Source organism: Neobacillus pocheonensis (assembly GCF_050477905.1).
Taxonomy (GTDB): domain Bacteria; phylum Bacillota; class Bacilli; order Bacillales; family Cytobacillaceae; genus Neobacillus; species Neobacillus pocheonensis_A.
Genome location: NZ_JBCNAD010000023.1, coordinates 112,011 through 137,335 on the forward strand (window position 1 = coordinate 112,011; position 25,325 = coordinate 137,335).

The 25,325-nt window shown below is 39.7% G+C and carries 19 protein-coding genes; 2 read left to right on the forward strand and 17 right to left on the reverse strand.

Going from position 1 to position 25,325, the window contains the following annotated elements; all coding sequences use genetic code 11:
* Nucleotides 1–8 precede the first annotated feature (8 nt).
* Entirely contained in the window at nt 9–311 is a 303-nt protein-coding gene (locus ABES02_RS13740; protein WP_430135725.1) for a helix-turn-helix domain-containing protein, read from the forward strand.
* A 270-nt stretch (nt 312–581) separates the two neighbouring features.
* Here ABES02_RS13740 and ABES02_RS13745 read toward each other — a convergent pair whose 3' ends face one another.
* The 17 genes from ABES02_RS13745 to ABES02_RS13825 all read right to left on the reverse strand — a co-directional run bounded on the left by ABES02_RS13745 (nt 582) and on the right by ABES02_RS13825 (nt 23,925).
* A complete protein-coding gene (locus ABES02_RS13745) occupies nt 582–983 on the reverse strand; it encodes a hypothetical protein (RefSeq protein ID WP_430135603.1) in 402 nt (133 codons plus the stop codon).
* 66 nt (nt 984–1,049) lie between these two features.
* Nucleotides 1,050–1,292 carry a hypothetical protein gene (locus ABES02_RS13750; RefSeq protein WP_430135605.1) on the reverse strand — a complete coding sequence of 81 codons (243 nt, stop codon included), beginning with the start codon at nt 1,290–1,292 and terminating at the stop codon, nt 1,050–1,052.
* 341 nt (nt 1,293–1,633) lie between these two features.
* Nucleotides 1,634–2,113: a type II toxin-antitoxin system VapC family toxin gene (locus ABES02_RS13755; protein WP_430135607.1), complete on the reverse strand. Its 480-nt coding sequence runs from the start codon at nt 2,111–2,113 to the stop codon at nt 1,634–1,636.
* Nucleotides 2,110–2,457, reverse strand: a complete 348-nt coding sequence (locus ABES02_RS13760; RefSeq protein ID WP_430135610.1) for a hypothetical protein — start codon at nt 2,455–2,457, stop codon at nt 2,110–2,112. The genes ABES02_RS13755 and ABES02_RS13760 overlap by 4 nt, the downstream gene beginning before the upstream one ends.
* 339 nt (nt 2,458–2,796) lie before the next feature.
* On the reverse strand, nt 2,797–6,009 hold the full coding sequence (locus tag ABES02_RS13765) for an AAA family ATPase (RefSeq protein ID WP_430135613.1): 3,213 nt from the start codon (nt 6,007–6,009) through the stop codon (nt 2,797–2,799).
* Entirely contained in the window at nt 6,006–6,659 is a 654-nt protein-coding gene (locus tag ABES02_RS13770; protein WP_430135727.1) for a hypothetical protein, read from the reverse strand. The genes ABES02_RS13765 and ABES02_RS13770 overlap by 4 nt, the downstream gene beginning before the upstream one ends.
* A gap of 4 nt (nt 6,660–6,663) precedes the next feature.
* Nucleotides 6,664–8,097, reverse strand: coding sequence for a hypothetical protein (locus ABES02_RS13775; protein ID WP_430135616.1), 1,434 nt, complete (start codon nt 8,095–8,097; stop codon nt 6,664–6,666).
* Nucleotides 8,073–9,368 carry a DUF7281 domain-containing protein gene (locus ABES02_RS13780; RefSeq protein WP_430135619.1) on the reverse strand — a complete coding sequence of 432 codons (1,296 nt, stop codon included), beginning with the start codon at nt 9,366–9,368 and terminating at the stop codon, nt 8,073–8,075. The genes ABES02_RS13775 and ABES02_RS13780 overlap by 25 nt, the downstream gene beginning before the upstream one ends.
* A 951-nt stretch (nt 9,369–10,319) precedes the next feature.
* Nucleotides 10,320–11,429, reverse strand: coding sequence for a CapA family protein (locus ABES02_RS13785; RefSeq protein ID WP_430135622.1), 1,110 nt, complete (start codon nt 11,427–11,429; stop codon nt 10,320–10,322).
* 38 nt (nt 11,430–11,467) lie between these two features.
* Nucleotides 11,468–12,832 (reverse strand): amidase, encoded by a 1,365-nt coding sequence (locus ABES02_RS13790; RefSeq protein ID WP_430135624.1) that lies wholly within the window; start codon nt 12,830–12,832, stop codon nt 11,468–11,470.
* 114 nt (nt 12,833–12,946) lie between these two features.
* The gene (locus tag ABES02_RS13795) at nt 12,947–14,710 is read right to left on the reverse strand and encodes a M28 family peptidase (protein ID WP_430135627.1); all 1,764 of its coding nucleotides are present in this window, start codon (nt 14,708–14,710) and stop codon (nt 12,947–12,949) included.
* A gap of 154 nt (nt 14,711–14,864) precedes the next feature.
* Entirely contained in the window at nt 14,865–16,925 is a 2,061-nt protein-coding gene (locus tag ABES02_RS13800) for a sigma-54 interaction domain-containing protein (RefSeq protein WP_430135630.1), read from the reverse strand.
* A 130-nt stretch (nt 16,926–17,055) separates the two neighbouring features.
* Nucleotides 17,056–18,417: an amidase gene (locus tag ABES02_RS13805; RefSeq protein ID WP_430135632.1), complete on the reverse strand. Its 1,362-nt coding sequence runs from the start codon at nt 18,415–18,417 to the stop codon at nt 17,056–17,058.
* Nucleotides 18,418–18,434: 17 nt separating this feature from the next.
* On the reverse strand, nt 18,435–19,886 hold the full coding sequence (locus tag ABES02_RS13810) for a sodium:solute symporter family protein (RefSeq protein WP_430135635.1): 1,452 nt from the start codon (nt 19,884–19,886) through the stop codon (nt 18,435–18,437).
* Nucleotides 19,887–20,061: 175 nt separating this feature from the next.
* Nucleotides 20,062–21,306 (reverse strand): M20 family metallopeptidase, encoded by a 1,245-nt coding sequence (locus tag ABES02_RS13815; protein ID WP_430135637.1) that lies wholly within the window; start codon nt 21,304–21,306, stop codon nt 20,062–20,064.
* Between the two features lie 413 nt (nt 21,307–21,719).
* Nucleotides 21,720–22,922 (reverse strand): MFS transporter, encoded by a 1,203-nt coding sequence (locus ABES02_RS13820; RefSeq protein WP_430135640.1) that lies wholly within the window; start codon nt 22,920–22,922, stop codon nt 21,720–21,722.
* 220 nt (nt 22,923–23,142) lie between these two features.
* Nucleotides 23,143–23,925: an aspartate/glutamate racemase family protein gene (locus tag ABES02_RS13825; protein ID WP_430135643.1), complete on the reverse strand. Its 783-nt coding sequence runs from the start codon at nt 23,923–23,925 to the stop codon at nt 23,143–23,145.
* Nucleotides 23,926–24,056: 131 nt separating this feature from the next.
* On the opposite strand from ABES02_RS13825, the gene ABES02_RS13830 reads away from it, so the two are divergent.
* Nucleotides 24,057–25,274 (forward strand): MFS transporter, encoded by a 1,218-nt coding sequence (locus ABES02_RS13830; protein WP_430135646.1) that lies wholly within the window; start codon nt 24,057–24,059, stop codon nt 25,272–25,274.
* Nucleotides 25,275–25,325: the final 51 nt, after the last annotated feature.

Here is a 25,325-nt window from a genome sequence, read left to right on the forward strand (position 1 = left end):
CCAAATTAATGAAGCATACATGGCCCGGTAATGTAAGGGAATTGCAAAATGTTCTCGAAAGAGCCGCAAACTTAAAATCAGGTGATTACATTGACTCTGAGGATATTCCATTCTTTGGCCAAATTATTGAAGAAAAAGTGCCTATCCAACAATCAAAATTAAGTTACAAAGATAAGATCCATGCAAATGAAAAGGATATCATCATCTCTGCCTTAAAAGAAGCAAAAGGAAATAAAACGCAAGCAAGTCTATTGCTTGGAATCAGCAGACCTTGGCTTTATACAAAAATGAAACAATATAATATAGAATAATCCAGGAGAAAAGACAAAAGTGAGGGTAACCCTAATTTGATTACCCTCACACGTTTAAAGTTATTATTTAGATACAAGAGCTGTAACTTTTGTTTGTAATACTAGTTCTCCATTGTTTTTAAAGAACTTAATTAGTAAGGTAAAAACTCATCTCGCTTAAGGAATATGTTAAACAAATCATAGTAAATTTTGAATCTGCCCTATTAGAACACCTTGTCCAAAAAGACCGCTCTAAAACGTTAGAACGGTCTTTCCTTATATATTCAAATATTAACTACTACTATCGTCGCTACTTTCATCAGGATGGTGATGATGGTCTCTGTTTTCTTCCTGGTCATGCCCATAAACTAGTGTTACGGGGTTCGTATTGCGAAATGTCAGATACCATGGCGCTTCTAACTGGCCTCCTGCTAAGAGAGGTGGCACGAACACATCGAATGACTTATGATAATGATGGACGTTGTAGCGGCGCACTGAACCTGTAAAAGGTCCCGGATCCCCCGTATCAGGGTCAAACGGGCCAGTTATAGGGATAAACAGTTTTCCGTCGGGACCGAATAGGAGTGCCTGCGCAAAGGCGCGCGGCTGTCCGAGGACAAAGAGGTCAATCTTGTCGAGAAGCTTGCCTGTATTTCCGTTGAAAATCAAAATCTTGTCGGTATCATTAGGCATCGTTGGGTCCTTACGGAAACTGGTAACATAAAGTTTTCCGTCAAGACCGAAAACTAAGCCTTCTGGTCAGTGAAGATCTTCTACATCATCGTTGCTAATGAACACATCAACTAATTTATTTTTCTTCGTATCAAAACGCAGCACCCGCAGCACCCAGCCTTTAGTCGGATTTAAAAAGTCAATGGCAGAGACGTACAGCAAGCCGTCAGGGCCGAAGACCAATCCGCGTGGGTGGAAGGACTGAAGCCGGGGTGGTTGAGGTTGCCTAGAAACTCCCCATTGGATCCTTTGTACATCCTCACTTCTCAAGGCACTTCTCTTCCCGTTTCAGGGTTGAAGTCACCCAAGTCCGCTACATGAATGGCATACACAATAACAGCAAAAGAGCCAATTATACTTGAAATCCAGAATGTGATAGAAGGAACTTTACCAGCTCAATACATTGCAAATCCTGCTCTGGCTAATTGTAACAGGGCTAATTCACACAGATCCATGAGAAACAGGCAAGGATTTCATTGCCCAAGAAGTGAGGAGAATTTGAGGTGATTTTCATGATTGAATACATTATGTTTTTCAGCCTGCTTAATACAGGTGACTTTTGGATCAAAACTGGAATAAAAACAGATGCACTCATTAAAAATATGTATATCTTAAATTAAACCTCTTTTATTCTTATAAGCTTGTTGAAAGTTCGTGTAATCCTCATTATTTTTCACAGGATTGATAAGTGCAAAGTCAAATTCTCTGCTCAACCATAGAAAATCTTTATCGTTATTACTTACCAAAGGGATGTTATATATTTTGGCAGTGGCTGCAATCATTGCATCAGGCCCTTTAGGTATTTTCTTATTTTTTAGCTTGGATGTTCTTCTCATTTTCCCTGCTAACATAGCAATCTCTTCGGTTACAGGATAGATATTATCTACCAAAAGGAGATATTTTTCTCTTCCCTTCCTAATCACTTCATCTGTATCTATTTCAAAATGAGAGAACAATTCCATTTGAATAACCGTAGTCATATCCATAATAATCTTGTCCTTAATAATTTGTTTTAAAAAAGAAACAACATCTGGATACCCCATTTCGAGTGCTGCCCAGATGTTGTTATCAATAATATCTCGAATGCTCAATTGTTGTCATCCTCCTGATCATATTCACGGTTAGCAATACGAATTGTTTCTTCTACGCCTTCAGGACTAAAACGATCAGAAAGTCCTACTAACTCTTCGAGGATCTTTAATTTTTCTTCAATTGATAATGCCTTTTTGATTGGTTTCATTTCGTCAGCCCCCTCCTGTTTATTGATTTCTTCTTCAGTTAGAACTTGAACATCTACTTTATCGCCATTATATTCAACAACCAATACACCCTTTTTTTGATTTATCCATTTTGGATTTTTCCTAAGATGTTTCTGAACTGCTTTCATTCTTATATATTCTTCAACACGATTTTGTGCTGCTCCTTTTACTGGCATATTTTCACAACCTTTACAAAGGAATTTGGAATTATTTTACCATATATATGCCATAATTAACTAAACCGTCCACTTATTATTCTACTTGCCCATCCCATGGCAATATCAACCGTTGAATTATCACTGCGTGTTTAAATCACTATTCAATCCTCCAACAATCACCGGATGAATAAGCTATTTTCCAAGATTATTTTGTGATCCCTTAATATCATCATTTAATTAATACTCCAGGAAATAATAAAAAATATTAAAGGCACTAGAAATAGACATTCGCCTACTTTTAGTGCCTAAGCAAGAAAAAGAACATCAAGATAAATTAAATAATTTTATCCTAAATAATCAATTTAGTGCAACACTTTTCACAAGCCCGATTACTTTGCTTCGTGGGATGGTTGGATCATGCTGGACAATAAATGCTTTTCCGAACTTATCCAAATACTGCGGTTCATGGGACTTTGGTGTCAGGATAATCAGTTTTCTCTTTAATTCCTGTACATACAAATCAAATACCTTAACTTTTCGAACTTCATCCAATGCACTATCAAATTCGTCCATGACGATAAAGCCTGGTGTTGTTTGGAGATTTTGTAAAAGAGCTAATGCAAATAGCAAAGAGCTTAAAGATTCCTCTCCTCCTGATACTCCTTTACCCACTTTTCCGCCTCTGGCTTTCACACTTACATCCTCCAAAGCACCCCGATGACCTTCTTTACGAGCTTTTATAAACAAATAAAAATGAGTGCGATTCCTGCGGTCTTCAATTGATTCCCAGTTGATTTCACCTTCAAATTGAAACTGGCTCATATAATATTTGAAACGCTTCTGGAGCTCAAGTACACGCATATTAATCGTGGTTTCCAGCTGCTCCTTCAGGTTTTCCATTCGCTCGATATCCTGTTCAAGCAAAATTTTTGTCCGTTTGTATTCATTGTCCAGCCGCTCATATTCAAGTTTCACGGTTTGATAATTTTCTTCGGCTGCGGGATCGATGCCTGATTCTGTTCGGGCGTTATGAAACTCTATTTTTCCGTTTTCGCGGCTTTGTTTTATTTTTGCGACGGATGGCAACTGTTCAACTAAAGTTTCAGCAGCTGTTGTGGTGTAAATATCTGGGACTAAATTCTTCAGATCTTCCAGTTCTTTAATAGTTTGAACAAGCTCTAATTGTGCTGCTTCCTTATCATCGAAATTGTTTTTCTGTTGTTTTTCAAGAGAAGAGATTTTCCGCTTAGCATCCTCAAGATGATCAATCCAGTTTCGAATATCCCGCTCCATCTTTGTAATTTTTCGGTCCAACTCATTAAAATCTTCTTCAAGGATTTCGATCATATTCTTTTGTTTTTTCAAAAACTCTTTTTCCTCGTCGGCCTTCTTTTGCAAACTATTACGCTCTTCGTATTTATCCTTCATTTTTCCAAGCTCTACATATACAGCCATTTCATCTTCTAAAACACTTTTAAAATAGGATTGGCGTGAAATCAGATGTAAGAGTTCACTTTCCACTTCCTTTAATTTTGTGATTTCCTCATCAAGTGTTTTTTGAGCAGCTATTTCTTCTTCATATTTCTGATTTCGCAATCCCCTCTCGTGTTCGGCAATCATGAACGCTTCCGATTCTTTCACCTGATGAATGACACTATTCAACTCTTGGATAGATTTCGTCTCCTCGGATATTTCTGTTCCGATTAATGCCAGCTGAGAATTCAAATCGGTTAACAGCTTCTCTACTTCCTGTTTTCGAAGTTTTAAGGCTTTTACACTTAAAATATATTGATTTTTCTCCTGGGAACCCCGGATTCCCATTGGGTCGATTAATACCCCATTTTTTATCGTGAACAGACCGTCTTTGAAAAATTTTTCCACCCACCACAATACTTTCATGGCCTGCGGAAGGTCTTGTTCCAATAGGTTTTCCTTTACCTTTAAATGTAGTGCCGGCAGATTGGTGATTACACGCTCGGGTCTAATCGTCATTAATGGCACATGATATAAATCATTTGGCGGTGTGCATTGCTTACCGTCAAAAAATATTGAATATTTGATACTATTGAACAAATGCTCATCCTTTACCTGTGCCGCTTCGTCCAGCTCAATTAATTCACGGAGAGGATAGGCCTTGATTTGCCGCTCACGAAAATAACGCATTGATTCCAGCTGCCGGGCTGATAAATTGCGCTCATCCACTAGCAAATTGTACTCCTCTCGTAGCTCATCCCTTTTTCTCGATAAGCGATACTTGAGATTTTTATTACGTTCCACTCTTATGTCCAGCTCATCTATTTTCTCTTGAACTTTATAGCTGCTTCCATATTGCTGCAGTCTCTCAAGATGGATCACATTTAATTTTTCATCCGATTCTATTTCTTGTTTAAGGCGTGTTGTCAGTACTACCTTCTCTTTCCAGAGAGTATTTTTCAATTCTAATGCCGATTTGTTCTGCCCCAACTCTTGGCTGGTTTGCTCAATCTCGACTGAAACAGTTTCTAGCGCTGCTTTTACTTCTTCTTCTGTTCTCGTAATCTGGTTTTTTCGTACCGTAACCGCTTCTAGCTCCACATTAAGCTCATTAATTCTTACTTGAATCTGCTTAAGTTCCACGCCTGTGTCCTTTGCTTTTTGCTGTTCCTCTTGTATCTTCAAATCCAGATTTTCTTGTTCTGTTTTAAAAGCTTCCAACTGTTTCTCATTGTTTTCTTTTAGGCCATTTTTTACAATCAGATTATCTTTTGCCTCACTTATATCATCATCATATTGTGCCACTAATTCCACGAACCTGGAGATATCATTCTTGTAATGGGCTTCCAAAAGGAATAATGATTCAATATATAGTTTTCCACCCTCATGAAGCCGCTTTTGATTATTTAAAAAGCGGTCCAATGCACTCTTCTTCATTGATAGCTCTGATTTCATCAACTTTACGTTTGTTTCAGCACTACGGACCGTTTCTTCTGTATCCTTCACCATTTCCATGCTTTCTTCCCAATCCCGCTGTACCTTATCAATTCCATGCATTTCGCTAAAAATACGGAAACGCTCCTCGGGATGCATGACGGCAAATTGATTCACTTCCTGTTGATACCATATTAAATAGAAGAGATCAGGGTCTACCTTGTATTTATATTGCAAATCACGTTTGTAGGCAGAAAAATTAAACGTCCGATCCCCGGAGGTGTAACGAACCACTTCTTCCCATTCATCAATCCTTTCCCCGGTGGAAATGCTATATTCTTTCTTCACAGGCTGCCCCGGTTCCTGGACAATTTTCAACGTAAATTCAATGTAATCTGGGGCATCAATCTTCATCAAGCCGGCATTATTAAAAAGAAAGGATATTCTCGCCTTCCAGGTTTGGTCTATAGGCAAATTTCGAGATTTTAACCCTTCAACATCTACCTTCGCAGAATATAAAACCGCTCCCATGCAAAACGTAATCGTAGATTTCCCGGCACCATTCGGGCCGGTAATCATAATATGGTCATCGGCACCTGACAAATCGATCATAGTTGGTGCATAATCGCGAATCCCTGAAAATTGAAAGCGCCACGGAATCATTCGTTTTCTCCTTTCTGATATAAGTTATAGCGTTTGAAAAATTTCAATACTTCTTCTTTGTTTAATTGATTGGATTGGCTGAACTCCGTCATTCTTCTTAAAAAAGAGTCTGAAAACATATGAACGCCGATGGCCGTTAGCTGATAGGCCTTTTCCTGAGAGTTCGTATCGTAGTCTTCAATTGCACCGATTTTTTTTAGTAGGTCAAGATTAATCAATATCCGTTGATTAGCTTTTGTTGTTTCATGGCCAAAAGCATCGAGCAGCTGATCAAAAAGTGTGAACTCCTGCTGTAAAACTTCTTGCTGATAAAACATATACAAAAGAATGGCCAGGCTTTCTTTTGTCAGTGTATTACGGGCTGCCCTTGCCGGCACTCTCATCATAGCGATTACCTGGTCGCGTCGTTCATCATATATGACCCTCATATAGCGGCTAAGAGCTTGATTGACTCTTGTTAAAAAAGAATGGAATTTTTCTTCGTCCCCTTGGATTATCAGCTGTTTCTCTACTTCTTTTCTTGAAAGCCCAAAGTTACCTGAACGGATCGATGCGGAGGATGAAAATAAAATATTCATAAAGGTCAATTCCTCTTCCTCCGTTAAAATTCCTTTTAATGAATGCATCACATTTAGCGGATTGACATTCATTTCATCATTCTTTGTTTTTATCCGATTCGGTTCGTTTATCTCGTTTCCTGATAATACTGGATCCATCGTCACGGTTCAACCACTCCCACTTGCGTTTAAATTTTGGCAGATTGATCGTTTCTTTCGAATTCATAATTGTAACTTTTTTATTCCCCACTAAAGCTGAGATGGCGGTTATGGCATTAATCGCATCTCCCCATTCGGTTGAAGTCGCTTCAATGACGACCTGCTCCATCGGCGCTTCTTCATGAGTCTCAAAAAACCCTTCAATTGCTTCCGTATTGATCATCGCTTTCGTCAGCAGCCAATTGGATTTTCCCATCAGCTCGTCCAATTCCTCTTCTGATATCTCCTCTGCCGTAAAATCAATCTCTTCATCCGTTTCATCTATTGGTGAGACATATGGTTCATACGTTTCTAAATAGTTAACAGCTTCATCAATCGCTGCGGGTGACAGGGGAGCTGCAAATTTAACCGGAAACCACAAGCCGTCTGCCGCCTCGTCCTCATACTGATTTTGCTCCATAAAGCTGAATAATTGATAAACATTCGGGATTTCTGATTCAAGTGGAGGATTGTACATCTGAATGATAAATTGTCGCACTTTTTCCGGCTGAATGGTAAAAGATAATGGTGTTTTTTGCATATGAGTAAATTTCAAATACTTGTTAATCATTCCCAAGCTTAAATTCGTTCCCTCAGCAAGTATGGCTGTTCCTTTTTGCATCAAATCGGAAAGGACCAAGCTTTCTTCAAGTGTTTGAAACTGGCGGAAGCGCTCCTGTAGCTTCCTTTCAAGCTCCTGCATTAATTGGTGAATCACTTCAAGCTGCGGAAGCGCATTGCGGTCGGCCAGCAATTCCAGCTCCCGTTCTTTGATTAACTGAAGGGCATTTTCCACATTTCGGACCATGCTTGCGATTTTATTTCCTCCGGAAATGCCGTGATCATCATAGGCTTCACTCAATTCCGCATCGCGTCTAGCCTGAAATAACGCCCGGTCAATGTCATCGTGTAGATAGTAGGCTAAGGAGTCATTCGCCAAACGAATCAAGGCATCCATCATTCTTTTTCCAGTATCACGCATTTTCAAAAGCCGAGATTGCTTTGAAATCCAGTTATATTTAAGCAAGACATTGATAATCTGTTCGACCTTCTTTTTGCTGGGCGGTTCCGGGTCGGAATAGCGGTTCCTGTAGCGATAATAAACGGTCTCCGCATTTTCAATCGGGTCATCCAATCCCAGTGCTTCCTCATTGATTAATTGGATGATACGCAGAAAACGTAATATTTCCACGGGCGATTGAAAAGTATTCTGTGACGTTAAATCTCCCAATACACCTGATAAGGAGGCAATATCCCACATCGTCTGCATGACTTCCGGAGCATTTTCCTCTGCTTTAAAAATAGAAATCAATGATGGATCCACTTTTTCCATTCTGCTGCACCTCCTAATACCTCTTCTTGTTCCATCCTATTATTTTTTAGGAATGCCTGCATATAATTTTCATATTTCTCCCAGCTTTTCATCGTCTCACCATCGGCAGTAATCCATTTTATTGGCAGCTGAGGAGATATAACGTTGTACAATTCTTTTGCAATTTGCAGCCCGTCCGGGTCATAATCACTCCAGACAAGAACCTGCTCCACACTACTGTTTTTTAGCAGCTGTTCAATACATAGCCTATGAGAAGAACGGACATGGCCGTCTACACAGATTACAAGCGAATGATTTTCTTTTAAAAAGCCCTTTTCAGCGGCCATCCTAGTTAATACTGCCCGATTTTCAACGAGCCAGATGTTCAATGCATTAGTTGCATAATTTTCTTCCGAGATTGATAGATCCGTCAACGCGTGCACCGTGCCATATTGGTAGGCAGAGTATTGCCCTGTTATTTGTCCTGAAAAATAAAGCGGCGTGATTTTTCCGAGACTAATCATACCCATTAAGGCAGCTGGGCATTGCGTGATGCTTTCCAGTTGATCAAGAAATTCTTCCTTATACGCGTCGAATTGCTTCGAACCACCAATTTCTTTGTAATAAAGAGCACCGATTTCCTTCCAATCGAACTCTTCTTTTTGTAAGCATAGCTCCATAAAGGCGGATATAAAATGAAGAAATTTTAGTTTCTTAGAAACCGGCCAAGTGGCAGAAAAGTAGTCTTTAAGATTAGCAAGTTGGAGTCCGCATAGTTCATGAATAAACGCTTGGCAGACCTGGATAGCACGGTTTCTTCTTTCCTGTTTGAATTTGGGATAAAGCTCTGACAGCATGAGTGAGTTATTTTTCCAGTTGAAAAATTCCTTTTCCAGCTTCTCTTCTTTTGCACGAAGCTGTTCCTGAAAATAGCAGTATAATCGAAATCCCATCCTATAGCTTTGAGAATCAGGTGTTTTACCGTCCTTTTTAAAACGTATTTCTTTCATGATCCAGCCTTGTTCAAACCACTTTATGGTGTTTGGGTGATGGTCTTCCAACTTCAGCTTCTTCATCGGTGTTAGGCTGAGCTTTAATATATCTTCATCGACCGTTTCAAGTTCTTCACTATTGATTTGCGATAAAGTTAATAATCCAGTTAATCGGAAGGTTCTTTCCGTCCGCTTGATTATTTTCACATCAATAAAAGAATATTCATTAATCGAAAAATCGAGCTGTTCCCCGCTTTTTAACATATAGTTTTGAATATAATTAATTTCATCGTTTTTCAACATATTTCTTCCTCATTTTCATTCTCTTACAATAATATTAACAAATTCCAATGATGATGTGGATTGTAAATATTTTGGAAACGGAAAGAATCCAATAAAAAAACATAAATAAATATTCAATCGGTAAAAAATAAAAACCGCACTCGTGATTAAATCACTGTGCGGTTAGATATGTAATAATATCAAATTTTGGCGGGACTGCGTGGGAATAGAACCGTCGAGACCTGGCCCGCAGGTCACAAGCAGTTTTGAAGAAGCCACGTCGTGATTGCTTCTGGGGGGGCACGCTACATCCCTAGTGAATTCGTTTTGGATTTGACTGCCGGGGAGGACTGGTGACCAGGTCACGGAAAAACCAAAACCATGGGTAAATCAACAATCATGGAACGGTTTTGATGGCCTCCAAATAACTGTGCCAATTACTTTCTTGCTCACACTATTGTTTCACTGTTTAGTCAAGATACAAATATATTAAAGGTTTGGGCTTTTAGCATATTGCATTGCTTGAAGCCCGAACCTCTTATTATCTTCAATTTATAGACAACAGCTTAATGAGTCATTTTATTCGATTAACAAATTAAGTGCCCATCCAATTGGAAAGATGCCACCGGGTTAGTAGTTTAGTCCCCCACCACATTAAAGCATTAATTCATTGGGGGACTGACCCTAGATTCCATTACGCTGGCGTAGCCTGGTAAATTCCTTGGCAAACAGTGGTAAAAAACATGGCGAGGATGGTAAAATCTCATGGCCGTAATCAATAAATTAAGTAGTGTAATAGTGTTTATAATGGTATACCTTTAAAAACACTATGCAGAAAGAAACAACTAAGTAGTTATTAATATAAAAAAAAATAAACCACTTCTAGTTTTAGAAATGGTTTATTTTGAACACACCCCTATTAAGGTGGACATGTGTATCTGATTATAAAGAGTGTTTTTGAAACTAGGTTTATTTTTTACTGTTCCACACAACTTTATTATCTTCAATCACCGTTGCTGTCCCACGCTTATTATTAAACTCATTCAACCGATTGGCGATCACGAAGCATTCTTCTTTACTTGTTTCAATTGCTTCCCCGATATCACTTACTACCGCTGGATGAATCTTAACCTGTTCAACTATAAGTCGATTAATTGAAGGGATTAGCGTGATGTCGGCAATACAGCTTTGACGGTTTTCAGGAAGTTTTGGCGGGAATTTAATGGTACATGATGACATATCCAGTCCCACTCCTGAATATTCGTAATGAGAAATATAATTTCCAAGGCTGTATAGCACCGGTACCTCTTTTCCATCTTTTCCTTTGAATGATTCCATGCCATACGGGGCATGGGCATGGTGCCCAAGAATAAGGTCGACGCCTGCATTGGCTGCACGTTGCGCGATGATAGGCTGATATTCAGCAATTACGCCATTGAAAGGAACACACCACTGTGGAGGGACTCCCCAATGAAGAGCTAATATTACAAAATCGGCATTTTGATAAGCCTGCTCAATCGACTTTTCAAGCAATAATAAATCTTCTTCCATCGGAGCAGATTTAATATAAGGCGCTGTTCCAGGCTGCTCCAACTCAAGGCTTGGCCCTAATTCGTAGTGGGATGTCACTCTAATACCCGCTACACCAGGTCTATTTTGCATTGCCTGAAAGCCTGGTGCCAGTGTAGTGGACCAAGATAGGAAGGCAATTTTGTGATTGTCTGCATGAAAATATACAGGCTGTACGGCTTCTTTCAGGTTTCGCCCCGCACCTGCATGTTTTACACCAATTCGATCCAGTTCTTCTTGTGTTTGGTATAATCCCTCTGGGCCCCAATCCATCGTGTGATTATTGGCAATAGATACCGCAGTGGGATTCAATTCTTTTAGCCATTCCCCTGCTTCAATCGGCTGTTGCAATCGAAATTGCTTATCAGCAGGAGCACCTGGTGTATGAAGAATCGGAGACTCTAAATTTCCAATGCGGACATCTGCTTCATCCCAGACATCCCTGAACAATTCTTTTCCAATTTTTTGAGAAAGAGTGATATCACCTACGGCAGCAATGCGGATTGTCATTTTTTCTACCCCCAAAAAGTAATTTTTTAAAATTTGCCTTAAATGAGCGGACGTTTGTATCCTCCATTAGATACTTGGAAGGCATCGGCAGCACGATAAATCGCGGTTTCATCAAAGTGGCGCCCGATAAACTGAAGCCCTGCTGGCAGGTTTTGAGATGCCGTGAGCCCTGCGGAAACCGTTAATGCAGGATTTCCAGCAACGTTAAACGGAATGGTTCGTTGAAGATAATCATAAGTCGTATCCTCAAAGGAAGGATCACGCTCGGTTGCAGGACTCGGTGAGGTGGGACATACAAGTACGTCAAAACGATCAAAAAGACGATCAACTTTTTCAGCAAACTCTCTTTTTCTTTCAAGAGCTTCCACATAACTTACTGCTGAAACCTTAAATCCTTCTGCCAAAACTACCCTGGTCCCTTCGGCATAATCAGCTGCTCGTTCTGGATACCACTGCTTATGATGGTAAGACCCTTCGGACATCAGAATTGGAAAAGCTATTTCGCTTATTGTTTCAAGTTCCGGTATTTCGACATCCACAACTTCAGCACCTAATTCAACCAGTTGTTTGATCGCGGAATTCACCAATTCTCTTACTTCTGGATGTATGACGGCGGAGTCGATCAATGAACGGATGACACCTATTTTCATGCCTTTTATCGAACCGGTAAAAGTAGTGTCAAAGTTTACTGGTTTGGAAGAAATACTCTCCAATACAATGGCATTGTCACGAACCGTTCTTGTCAACGGTCCAATGTGATCCAATGAATGAGATAAATGGAATAGGCCTTGCCGTGAAACTCGATCGTAAGTAGGCTTTAAGCCGACAATCCCGCAAAATGAGGATGGAAGACGAATGGAGCCTCCTGTATCCGTTCCAATCGAAGCAAACCCAATCCCGGCTGCAACAGATGAGGCCGAGCCTGTACTTGAGCCTCCGGAAGTTCTGTTTACGTCCCAAGGGTTATTGCATTGGCCATAATCTGGATGAACCGAACCATAAGCGAACTCAAGCATGTTGTTTTTACCGAAAATAATCGCTCCGGAGGATTGAAGTGCTGTATAGAGGTAGGAATCCTTTTCCGGAACATGATTTTGTAATATCCTTGATCCTAATGTAGTTCTAATCCCTTTTGTGTTAAAAATATCTTTGATGGAAACAGGAATTCCAAACAATTTGCCTACTGCTTCTTCTTTCATAAACGCTGCTTCCACTTGCTTGGCTTTAACAAGTGCTTCCTCAGCCATTACTGTAATAAAGGCATTCAATTTCGGCTCGAGTTCAGCAAGGCAGCCCAATGTTGCTTCTGTTACCTCAACTGGTGATACCTCTTTACGGCGGTACAACGTTCCAATTTCGTCAATCGATTTAAATAATAAATCCCTGCCACTTTTTATAGCCATTGGGGTTTCTCCTCCATGTAGTTAAGCTGGTAGTCGATCCGCTTTTCGCCTAAATTCTTCATTAGGGAACAAGGAGTGTCAGAAAACTCTAGACACTCCAAGCAGGTCTCTCTATTAAGATAGTAATTCGCGAGCTTGTTGCAGGGCCCAAATAACACGGTTTTGGCCGCGAGTTAAATGCGTTTTTAGCACTTTATATCCATGTGAACCTTCTTGTACTTCATTAAAGTTTACTGCCGGTGCAATGTCTGGAAGTGCTGGAACATTAAGTGCAGCATCATGCCAGAACTTGCCACGCTTCGTAAAATTGATTGGAACCAGGATTCTTGCTAATTTTTCAATGATTTCATTGGCTTGTTTCACTTGAGGATGGTTGATTTCTAATCCTTTTAATCCATTGGCTTTTTCATAGAATGCAAGTAGGTCTTCACGAAGTGCTGAAACTTCCTTTAGTGCAGGCGTGAAATCAAAATGGGATCCTGCTGCATCCTGGTATGATTGAATGGTTTTATCAAACTCTTCCGCTGTCATCACAAAATTAAATGGATGAACAGTTGTATTGGCTGCACGAAGCACCCCTGTTATATAGATTTTGATGTCCTTTACAAGAATATCCAAATCAGCCACATGCATTAAATCTTCTTCCGTGTGCCATTCAATGTTTGCTCCACAGCCGCCTACTGGATAGTAGCCTTTTTCTTTTAGGACATCTTCTGGAATGCTGGATGAAAGCATAAAGAATGAAGTGATGCCAATATTGTTAAAAGAATAATCTCCTGCACGAAGAGGTCTTGATCCTTTTGAAGGAAGATCGACAGCATCCTTAATAACATCCGTACAGAATTCATCGACTTCGCTCATCCACATCATATACTCATAAGACGTGGCCCAGCGGCAGCCTGGAGAGTCACAGTTTACCTGTGCAACGCAATTTTTTTCAAGATCTAAGCCGAATTGATCAACGAACCAGCTTGAACCTGCATATCTTCCCGTTGAATGACCGGTCCAAACTGCAATTCTGATACTTCTCTTTAGCTTGTCGCGGTGTTTGTAAAAAATTCGGGCCATTTCCAATAATGCCGCATTACCTGTGGCGTTATCTCCGATTCCTTCATGCCAAGAATCTAAATGGCCATGCAGAAGAACGTATTTTTCTGGTTCTTCTGTACCTTCGATGAAGATATCGATAACCGGACATTCCATCCAGCCTTTTTCAAGGTATGTCTTGAATTCAATGGTAACGGTTTCTTTTTCAATCAATGCTTTTAACTCATCACCATCGAATTTATTCATCGCAAGGACCGGTATTGTAGGTTCATTATTCATGTTATCTAAATCGGGCGCTCCCCAGATTGGAGTACAAATGCCCTCGTGAATGTTTTTACCAGGGTTGATGAAAATCATCGCACTAACGCCCTTTTCGGCGAATTCCCGTACCTTTCCCGGCATTGCATACCCTTCTGTAAGGACGATTTTTCCTTGTAAATCTCCTAAGTCCCCTTCGACTGCCGTGCCGAAAATATCATTAATACCTTTGGCATATCCAGTAGATATGTAAACTAGCTCACCACTGACGGAATTATCACCGGTTGCTACTGAAAATGAAGGTGTTTTAACACGAATTTCTTTTTCAATGGGAGCAATTACTTTTAGATAAGCTTTTTTTGGGACGCTTAAATATAATTCAGGCTGATGCACCGTATGCGGTACACCCCATTCTTGTAAAAAATTCGCTAAAAAGGCAGCAGCGATTTTTTCATCCTCACTTCCAGATTCACGAATTAATGTGCTGAATCTTTCCAGGACCGCTTTAGGTACCTCCGTACTAATTTCATTAAGTAAACTTTTCTCTACAGCCGTGTTAGTTAGTGTAGTCATTAATTTGTTCCCCTTTCTTGAATTCAAACTTACATTTACTATTAATGCAAGTATTGTGCCACTTTATCAAATACTAAGAATAGTAGAAAAACAGAGAACTCTACCAATAAGAGGGAGAGTTTTTAGGGTTTAATAGGTTAAAAAGGCTGTCCTATTAGGACAGCCTTTGCAATGCCATATGGTTTTCCTTTATCATTCTTTCCATTACTTTCATGGTATTCATACCCATTTGAGAAATTCTGCTTCCCTGCCCTTTTGTTCCAGATTGAATAAATCCAAGATCCCTTAACGTTTCCATTCTCCTACGAACCTGTTGTTCAGTTAAAAGGACCCCTTTTTCTTTAGCAAAGGAAACAATTTTCCCTCTGCCTATACTCTTGCGATCGTGCATGGCTTCAAGTAAACAAGATAGAATGGTATGAAAATCAACCAAGTCTCCCTCTTTGGTCAACTTCAATAGGTTATCGTCCATTTTTATAGTGGGCTCCATTCTATGAAATTGTTCTGGTAAATCATGAAGCGTTATGAAGTTATTTTCCATTACCGTAACCATGTATTGCACAACACTTGCCAGTTCCCTTACGTTTCCAGGCCAATCGTAGGTTACTAGCACATCCATGACATCATCCGAAATGATAGGTATGTCCGGACAAAACTGTTGAAGAAAATGGTTGATTAATTCCGGAATATCTTCTTTTCGATCTCTAAGCGGTGGTACTCTTAATGGTAAGACAAACAACCGATAATAGAGATCTTCCCGAAAACTTCCTTCTTCCACCATCTTTTTTAAATCCTTATTTGTTGCTGCAATGACACGGACATTGATTGGGATGATGCTTCTTCCTCCGACTCGCATCACTTGTTTCTCCTGCAGGACTCTTAAGAGCAACGTCTGTAGGTTTTTGGGGGCATCCCCGATTTCATCCAGGAAGATGGTCCCATTATGAGCTAATTCAAAAAGACCTTGTTTGCCTCCTTTTATTGCTCCTGTAAATGTCCCATCTTCATATCCGAACAGTTCGCTTTCGGCCAAGGAATCTGGCAAACCTGCAAAATTTACGGGGATGAAAGGGCCATTTTTACGGGAAGATAATTGATGAACAGAATGAGCGAACAATTCTTTTCCTGTTCCGTTTTCCCCTAAAATTAAGACAGTTCTATCTGTTTTTGCTAATTTTTCCATAATATGCAAAATATCGTTAATTCGCGGACTCTTGCCAATGATATCTTTAATCGAATACTTTGAGGAAAAACCTTTTTTTTGGATTTTTTTTCTGATTTCCTGCTCTAAAGCCTGAATTCGCGTTACATCCTGGAAGGCAGTGACATCTCCAATACTTTCTTGATTCACGACAATAGAACTATTGCTGATAATTAATTTTCTATCATTATAGGATATCACATCATTATTTGGTGATAGATCATCATTTACAAGGTTTTCCAATGGTAATTTCGGGAGTATCTCTGAAACTTTCTTTCCGATAATCTCATTCTCTGAACTATTAATTCCCAGCATGGACTTTGCGGAACGATTAATTTTAATAATGTTTTTTTCGTCATCCGTTGCAAGGATTCCATCATGAACAGTGTTTAGAATAGCATCTAATTGGTGATTTAGATGGGCAACCTCTTTAAAGGAATGAGAAAGTTTTCTGCTTAATTTAATAATTTCCTGGACGTACCTTGCAGACTGAATATTTGCTCGATCTATATTGATGTTTAATTTAAGTGAGAGTTCAATGAGGGTTGAAAAGTCTAATGGGCGTAGCCCGATATCGATCATTCTCTTAATCCCTTTTGGAACCATTTCAAGAGCCTCAGGAATAATCGCCACTTCTACTTTTTGATACGTTTTGATTCCAGGATAATAGGGGTAGAACTTCAATTCAAACCCGAAGTTTTCTAAAATATCGATTGTTTCAGCGGCAGTTGAGGCTAAGTTATTCACCACTAGGCATTCTGTTCCTGCAGGCAATGCGATTAATTCTTCAAGTTTTGCAATGTTAATGGTCCTTCTGGCAATTAAGACTTTTTCTTCAGGATAATAATCATTATGCAGTTCTTTGTTAGACAACAAGATGACATCTATTGGTCCATAATCCATACATTGCTCGCTCGATACAATCGTCACTTTCCCATTAAAAAAGTCTGTTATTTGTTTTTCAAACAAGTTAAAGGTACGTTTATCTTTTGTGACCGCTAAAATCTTAGGCAACCTAATCCCCCCAAAAACAACCTATCTTAAAGGGTATTGTAATGTTTTTTGACTTTTTGGTCAATGTAGAATTTTCCAAAAATAAAAACAGCCGAGCGGCTGTTTTTTACTTATGTCTTCCTTTTCACCTTTATAGCGGGGGCTGCTGGTAGCCGCCTTTAGATTGTTGGAAGGCATCGGCTACACGATAAACCGTTCCTTCATCATAATAGCTTCCAATGATTTGAAGTCCAATCGGCAGATTTTCCGAAGCTGTATTTCCTGCCGACACAGTTAAAGCAGGATGTCCACTAACATTAAATGGAATCGTACGCTGAGAAATATCGATATTTCCATCCTCAAAGGAAGGGTCCTTTTCCGTAGCTGGATATGGTACAGTAGGACAAATCAGCACATCTACCTGTTTTAACACTTCATCCACTGCTTTTGTAAACCGTTTTTTCTGTTCCAACGCATCCAAATAAGTTACTGCTGTCACCTTATAGCCTTCCCTTAAGTTGGCATAGGTGTTCGGTGCATAATCCTTTTCCATCAAAGCAAACCATTGTTGATGATTAGCCGAAGCTTCTGCCAGGACAATAGGCATTGCCGCTCCTTCAATCGATTCAATTCCTGGTATCTCCACATCGTAAAGGTGAGCACCTAATTCCTTAAGCTGCTGAATGGCAGAAACAATTAACCTGGAAACCTCCGGATTTGTGATGGTATCGGTTAATGACCTAATCACACCTACTTTAACTCCGCGAATTTCACCCGAGAACAGGGACTCGAAGTCAAAACGGCGGGAAGAAATTTGTTCCAGAACAATCGCATTATCACGGACAGTCCTTGTCAGAGGCCCAATATGGTCCAAAGATTGAGATAAAGGAAACAAACCTTGTTTTGAAACTGTATCATAGGTTGGTTTCAGTCCAACAACCCCGCAAAAGGAAGCTGGAACACGGATGGAGCCTCCAGTATCCGTTCCGATAGAAGCATATCCAATACCGGCAGAAACAGATGCGCCAGATCCTGTACTTGATCCTCCTGCTGTACGGTTGACATTCCATGGATTATTGCATTGTCCATAATCAGGGTGTACGGATCCGTATGCAAATTCAAGCATATTGTTTTTCCCTATAATAATCGCACCCGTATCCTGTAATGCCTGATAGACAAATGCATCTTCATCCGGAACAAAATCTTGTAAAATACGGGATCCGAGAGATGTTCGAATCCCCTTTGTCATAAAAATATCCTTTAGCGATACGGGAATGCCAAATAACTTACTAACCTTTTCCCCTTTTATGAAAGCTGACTCGGCCATTTTCGCTTTCACTAAGGCTTGTTCAGCGAGAACCGTAACAAATGCATTCAGCTTTGGCTCTAATTTCTGTAAACGCTCTAATGTTGCTTCCGTAATCTCGACAGGAGACACTTCTTTTTTTCTATATAAATTACTAATTTCTTCAATTGATTTAAAAAGCAATTGCTTCAAATCTGTGGTAGGCAAAACAAGTTCCTCCTTATTTATAATGCGATGGTTTTTTCAGATTCTGAAGCTTGGATATCTTTAAAAAATGGCTTTAATGCTTGTTTTGAAACCGGCTTCGTCAATAAACTTACTAACACCATTCCTAATAGACTTACTGGTACGCTAATATAAACCGCATCCAAGCCAAATGGATTGCCTAACGATAACCAAAGAACGGCGCTTCCAATACCGCCAACCATGGATGTAATCGCCCCAGCCGTCGTCGCCCGCTTCCAGTACAACCCTAGGAAAATGGAGACGGCGAAGGACGAACCAATCAGGGCAGCCGCATTAATCCAAATTTGCTGAATTAATGGCAGCGGATGTAGAGCAAACGGAATTGGTAAAATCCCCATTATCAAAACGACAATTCTTGTTATCTTTAAATTCTGTTTTTCACTTAAGTCTTTTTTCATTACTTGTTTAATAATATCATGGGAAATTCCGCTTCCCAGCATTAGTAAAGTTGCACTAACTGTTGACTGAATGGCTGCTAGAATGGCTGCCAATAATAAACCGCCAAGTACTGGAGGAAGCAATTTCATCGCCATAGTTGAACTTGCAAGGTCTGCTGAGGCTAAATCTGGAAAAATCACTCGGGCACTAACGCCGAGCAAAGTTACCGATACCGCAACAATGGCTTGAAAAATAAACGAAACTCCAACAGCACGACGAATCGTTTTATTATCTTTAATGGAATAAAAACGGATCGCAATTAATGGATAACCCAACATCATGATAAAGAATGAAATCGCCACTGCTGTTAACGCTCCTGGTGGCATGCCGTTGGCAATAAGATGAGGATCAATGGATGCTAATGTTTCGTTTAATTTATTAAATCCGCCAGCCTTAGATATAGCAAAAGGAACGGCAATCGCAAATCCGATGGCAAATACGCACATTTGAAGTACATCCGTATAGGCAATGGCAAATAATCCGCCCATGACCGTGTAAGCAATAAATACTGCAGCAATAATTAAAACTCCCCATGCCGTTGGTAAGTCAAAAACGACATTTAGTAAATAAGACCCACCCACCAGCTCCGCTACAATCGTCATCCCAAAACAAACAAGTAAAATAATAACAGAAATCACTCGGATCGCATTACTTTCATAGCGGGTACCTAATAGGTCAGGAATCGTTAAAGCTTTATTTGTATTAAAGAATGCTTTCATTTTAGGTGCAATAAAGAGCGCCATGATGACCCATGAAGCCCAAATGGCCAGCCAAATCCATGCAAAGTTGTAGCCTACTTGATAATGAAAACCAACGGTACCAATCGCGGTACCTGCACTCATTTGGGTGGCAGCAAGTGTTGCGCCTCCAACCCCAACTCCCAATTTACCGCCAGCCGCTAAATAATCCATTTCATTTTGAATCTTGGATTTCATGTAATATCCAATCGCAATAACGGCCAGCAAATATAATACCAGAACTGTTATAACCATTATTCTCTATCCTCCTTTTTATTTAACGCTTCTGATACGATGAAATAAGCAAGAATAAAAACAGCCATTGACACCCAGATCATCCAATTGGATATTCCTAATCCCAAAAATGTACTCATTCTTCTCCAACCCCTTATAATTATTGATTATTCTGAATAATTGTAGTGAAATTTTCCTATTCCTTGACCAATTCCTTCGTTCCACAAAAATTTTTTGCCAGAACCGTTAGAATTTTTGTGGTCTGAATTAAATCTTCGATATCCATGAACTCATCATAACCATGGATATTATTGTTATTGGTGCCAGGACCAAAATTAATACCCGGAATCCCATTTTGAATAAACCAGCGTGTATCGGATTGCCCTAACATGCCAACTACAGGCAGCGTTGTTCCTGTTACCTCTTGAATCGCCGCTTGCAATTCTTCAATTAAAGGTGAACTCGCTTCTGTTACTGTTGGATTGGTTTGAAAGTCCGGAACTCGCTCTACATGAATGTTCATTTCTGGATCTTCAAGCTGAAGCTTTTCAATCATGGTATATACTCGATTATAGGTATCATCAAGGGAATGCTCAGGAATTACCCGAAAATCAACCTCTATCTCGCAAGACCCTGGGACAACATTTACCTTTGTTCCCCCATTTATTACTCCAACATTGACGTTTGTACAGTTCATTCCATCAATCTTTGATGGCTCATTCTTTAGTTGTTCCTGAAGGATAGTTAACCCTTGAATGACCTTTGCCATTTTTTCAACGGCATTAATTCCCTTCCATTTAAAAGCTGCATGAGCAGGACGGCCTATTGATTTGATTCTTAGTTGAAGAACTCCAGCCATGGCCCTAACGATTTTATTACTATAGCCTTCCACTACTACCATTTCACCCGACACCAATTGTTGATCCGTCACATAGCCTGCTCCTAATACTCCGCCTGTTTCTTCATCACAGGTAGCTGCAATGATGATATCCCCGTTAAAAGGAATCCCGGACCTCTTCAATGCTACGGCCGCCATTATGTAGGCTGTCAACCGGCCCTTCGAGTCAGTGGCTCCTCTACCATATACCTTACCATTGGCTATGGCTCCTGAAAATGGAGGGTAATTCCATTGTTCAAAATCTCCAGCTGGAACGGTATCAAGATGAGAATTAAAAATTAAATTTTTTCCTCCCTCATCCCCTTTCATTACAGCAATCACATTTTTTCGCGGCGTTGGCAGATTTGCCTTCCTAGTCTCCTCATCAGGTACATTGACAACCTGTACCTCAAAACCTAAAGTAGCTAGTTCTGTTTCCAGAAAGTCACAAATTTCCTGGTAGTTTCCTGGTGGATTTTCACTAGGAATTTGAATCAGCTTTTGTAAAAGCGACACAATTTCCTCCTCCATCGAATCTACAACTTTTTCAATTGTTTCATTCATGGTTGCACCCCTTTCTCTTTACCTAATCAATAATGCAAGTTTTATGCCAATCTATTAACTAGCTTTTTTTTTAATATTCAAATCATTTCGGTGTTAATTAGGTTAAGTTAGGCGTTTGTACTTCACCTACTTCTTCATTTTTGACCCTAATTTTAAAGCCCGTCCAATTTTGCAATTCTCAGGCAATGAAATTCCCTTTCATTTACCGTGAGAGCTCTCTTTTTTGGATCATTTACAAGGAATCATTTCCATATAAAAAGGGGAAGGAATCCTCCTTCCCCCTATCCTTTATTTCACATCCTCAAAGAATGGTTGAAGCGATTCTTTAGGGACAGGTTTGGTGTCTGAAGGTTTGTTTTCTTTACTGTCAAATTCTGTTAGTTTTGGATGTCTGAAAATTCGGTTAAAAAAAATTATACACTGATTTCTGTTTTATCTGATTCTATTACTCGATGATTTTCAAGTTCTCCGAAAGTAAACAAAATCCGCAGCAGACAAGCAAGAAAACTAACCAACCAGATCATTTGGAAACTTCCAAACGTATCATAGAGCATGCCAAATACATATCCAGAAATCGCTGACCCTATTTGGCCAACTGTGTTCATAATACTGATAACCGACCCTGCGATATTAACATGAACCATTTCAGTGGCGATTGTAAGCATCGGGGCCAAAGACCAGGAAATTGCCGTGCCAATAACAAAGGCTGTAAAATATATCCACTGGTCGTTTAGAAAAATTAGCCATAATGAGCTTCCTGCCGCTAATAGGGATCCAATCATTAGAGTGGATTTTCGTTCCCCCAACAAATCAGAAAGCTTGCCTGAAAGCGGGGCTCCAATGGTTTGAGCGACCAACATGATGGCCATAATCAGACCGGTCTGTTGTTTCGTATATCCCATAGCCGTTTCCAAATAGGTGGGCATCCAGGCAAGAAAACCGTATAGTCCAAATAACCCAAAAAAGGAAATTCCTAAGAGACGAAGAATTTTTTTATCTTTAAACAAATTCCAGAAAACCTTTAGCGTGATTCCGTTCATTTCCTTCATTTCTGAAGTGCTTTTACCCTTTGTGATTTTTAGGAATAACAGTAATGTTGGCAAAAGGAGAATGGATAAAATCAGGAATAATTTATTCCATGCTACGTAGGCAGAGAGAATCGGAAAAACAGTTAAAGTTAATAACGATCCCATACCTGCCGCACCTTCCAGTATGCCGATACTAATGCCCCGTTTTTCTTCAGGGCTATGAGTTGATATCATCTTTATTGCTGGAGAAAATATCATTGCTGCTGAAGCCCCCATAATAAACCTTAGAAAAAATGCCAGATAAAGTGAATGTGTAACCGAAAAGATGATTGACGAAATCATCATCACAGATAATCCAATTACAATTAACCCTATAGGTGAATATCGGTCTGCAAGAGTTCCTGCAGGGATTTGGAAAACGGCGTACCCAAGCAAAAAGGCGGATAAAAGCCCTCCTACTTCGGTATATCCTACATGATACACATCTTTTAAATCGACCAGGAAAGGAACCACTTCCATTCGATGAGAAAGAGCTAGAAAATGAATAAAGCTGACAAAACAAACGATGAACCATTGAAATCTATTCATGTTACTGCCCCTCGTTTATCTCATCGAAAAAGTTTCCTATCCTGAACAAATCCTTTAATATGTGAGCACTTTCATCCTCGTACAAAACACTTCCTCCTTAAAAAAATTAATAAAGTAAAAATTAAATTCTATTCTATTATTCTTAATATTTAGGTTGTTTTAGGGTTATTTAGACTTTGATAGAATTACCCTATTTGAGTGGAAAGAAAAAGGTATCCAGTTATTGCACGATTTTGTTCTTTTTCACAAGCAATTCTTTGGAAGTGCTAACCGTTCCTGATGAAATCTTTGGCGGTGTCAGATAAGCAAGTTTAGAGTGTGACACCCCTGCTCCAACTAATGCTTCCGTGATTTTTAAGGCGGTCTTGCCTGGATTTATCACAGGGACACCTAATTCTTTGGACAATTCTTCGGCTACATTTAGGAAGCCCATTGACATACAGCCTAATACCAGCGTATCTGCCCGATCTTCTCGAATCGCTTTTTTTCCTTCTTCAACAAGCTTTTGAATCGTTCCGGTTCGATCATTGGCAAGTTCAAGAACAGGAATTTCAACGGCGCGAACCGATGCCAATTTCTTGCCAACCCCTGCTTTTTCGACTAAATGATGAAGCGGATTGATCATGCTATTTGTAACCGTGATGATGGAAAATCGGTAACCGCACATTGCGGCTGCCATTACACCAGCTTCACCAGGTCCCACGACAACCATTTTTTCCGTTACTTCTCTTACCGCGTCCAAACCTGGGTCTCCGTAACAGCCTAAAATGGCGGCATCATACCCTTTTTTCTCCATTTCTAGCATGAGATCTACTGTATTTGGTATGCTTAGATATTCCTCATATAATGATTCAATTGATGCAGGACCTTCATCAACATCGACAATATCTACATGAGTACCTGGTGCTGCATAAGAGCGCAAGACTTCTAATCTCCTCTGCATTTCTTGACGACCCTGTTCTGTGCGGCTTATAGGTCCAGGAAGTACATAAACAATTTTCATATTCATTCCTCCTTTTCGTTATCGCTAATCATTCTTGCAAGTTCTATGCCAGTTTAAGATCAACAAAATGATTGGCATAAAAATTGCATTTTCATTTACTAAAGATTAGAAAATAAAGGTCGTGAAGTTTCATGCAAAATACAAATACATTTATTAAGGAACGAACCTGCAAATTCTGGAAAGCAACCCTTGCTCTTAGTTTTGGGTCTTTCCTCGTATTTTCAAATTTGCATTTCACACAGCCGTTACTTCCGTTAATATCTAAAGAATTTAAGGTTTCTCCTGCTATGGCAAGCTTAACCGTTTCACTTGTTACCTTGTCATTAAGTTTGTTTTTACTAATAGCTGGTCCTATTTCAGACCATATTGGCCGTAAAAACTTAATGTCGTTTGGACTTTTGACCTCCTCTTTAATTTCGATTGCGATTTTTTTTGTTTCCGATTTCTGGTTCCTTCTCTTTTTACGAACACTCCAGGGGATTACCCTGGCTTGTTTACCTGCTATTGCTTATGCATATATTGCGGAAGAATTTGAAAAAAAAGCCATAGGCGTAGCCATCGGGCTATATATTAGCGGAAACACCATTGGGGGAATGGGCGGGAGAATCATTGGCGGGTTCACTTCGGATTTATGGGGGTGGCGATACGCCTATTTAACAATGGGTGCGATTGGGTTCCTCTGCTTTCTGTTCTTTGTTTTTTCATTGCCGAAATCAAGACACTTTTCTCCAAACGCGTTGCAACTTAGAGTGGTTTCAGGGCATTTTATCGGCCATCTAAAAAATCGTGAACTAAGATCGGCGTATTTTCTTGCAGGCATCATCTTTTTTATTTTTATGGGATTGTTTAATTATCTATCCTACCATCTGCATGGGGCACCATATCATCTGTCATCTAGCATTATCGGTCTTTTGTATCTATCCTACCTTGCAGGAACATTTAGTTCGACATTATCAGGTAAACTAGACTCCATTATGAGTATACCCAATCGGATGTGTACAGGGCTTCTTATTATGTTAATCGGTGTGTTGCTTACTCTTTTTACATCGCTGCCATTGATTTTAATTGGCCTTATCCTTCTTTGTTTTGGATTTTTCTTCGTGCACGCGGCTGCAACAAACTGGGTAAGCATCCTCGCGACAGAAGCAAAAGGCAGTTCCTCCTCTCTCTATTTATTTTTCTATTATGCAGGAGGAAGTCTGGGGAGCTTTCTTTTAGGGTTTGTTTGGGAGTATTTTGGGTGGTATACGACTGTTGGAGTGACAACCTTGTTACTAGTCGTTGGAATGAAAATAACCCTGGGGATGGCTATAGGACAAAAGAAAGAAAAATTAAAAATGACAGTGTAACCTAACAGATCTAATATAAAAAGGGAGAAATGGATGAACCCATCTCTCCCT

Bases quoted from the DNA above. Each gene is read 5' to 3' on its own strand.
- ABES02_RS13740 (WP_430135725.1), top strand. From the start codon at position 9: ATGAAGCATACATGGCCCGGTAATGTAAGGGAATTGCAAAATGTTCTC.
- ABES02_RS13745 (WP_430135603.1), bottom strand. From the start codon at position 983: ATGCCTAATGATACCGACAAGATTTTGATTTTCAACGGAAATACAGGC.
- ABES02_RS13760 (WP_430135610.1), bottom strand. From the start codon at position 2,457: ATGCCAGTAAAAGGAGCAGCACAAAATCGTGTTGAAGAATATATAAGA.
- ABES02_RS13765 (WP_430135613.1), bottom strand. From the start codon at position 6,009: ATGATTCCGTGGCGCTTTCAATTTTCAGGGATTCGCGATTATGCACCA.
- ABES02_RS13770 (WP_430135727.1), bottom strand. From the start codon at position 6,659: ATGAATGTCAATCCGCTAAATGTGATGCATTCATTAAAAGGAATTTTA.
- ABES02_RS13775 (WP_430135616.1), bottom strand. From the start codon at position 8,097: ATGGAAAAAGTGGATCCATCATTGATTTCTATTTTTAAAGCAGAGGAA.
- ABES02_RS13785 (WP_430135622.1), bottom strand. From the start codon at position 11,429: ATGACAATCCGCATTGCTGCCGTAGGTGATATCACTCTTTCTCAAAAA.
- ABES02_RS13790 (WP_430135624.1), bottom strand. From the start codon at position 12,832: ATGGCTATAAAAAGTGGCAGGGATTTATTATTTAAATCGATTGACGAA.
- ABES02_RS13795 (WP_430135627.1), bottom strand. From the start codon at position 14,710: ATGACTACACTAACTAACACGGCTGTAGAGAAAAGTTTACTTAATGAA.
- ABES02_RS13810 (WP_430135635.1), bottom strand. From the start codon at position 19,886: ATGGTTATAACAGTTCTGGTATTATATTTGCTGGCCGTTATTGCGATT.
- ABES02_RS13815 (WP_430135637.1), bottom strand. From the start codon at position 21,306: ATGAATGAAACAATTGAAAAAGTTGTAGATTCGATGGAGGAGGAAATT.
- ABES02_RS13820 (WP_430135640.1), bottom strand. From the start codon at position 22,922: ATGAATAGATTTCAATGGTTCATCGTTTGTTTTGTCAGCTTTATTCAT.
- ABES02_RS13825 (WP_430135643.1), bottom strand. From the start codon at position 23,925: ATGAAAATTGTTTATGTACTTCCTGGACCTATAAGCCGCACAGAACAG.
- ABES02_RS13830 (WP_430135646.1), top strand. From the start codon at position 24,057: ATGCAAAATACAAATACATTTATTAAGGAACGAACCTGCAAATTCTGG.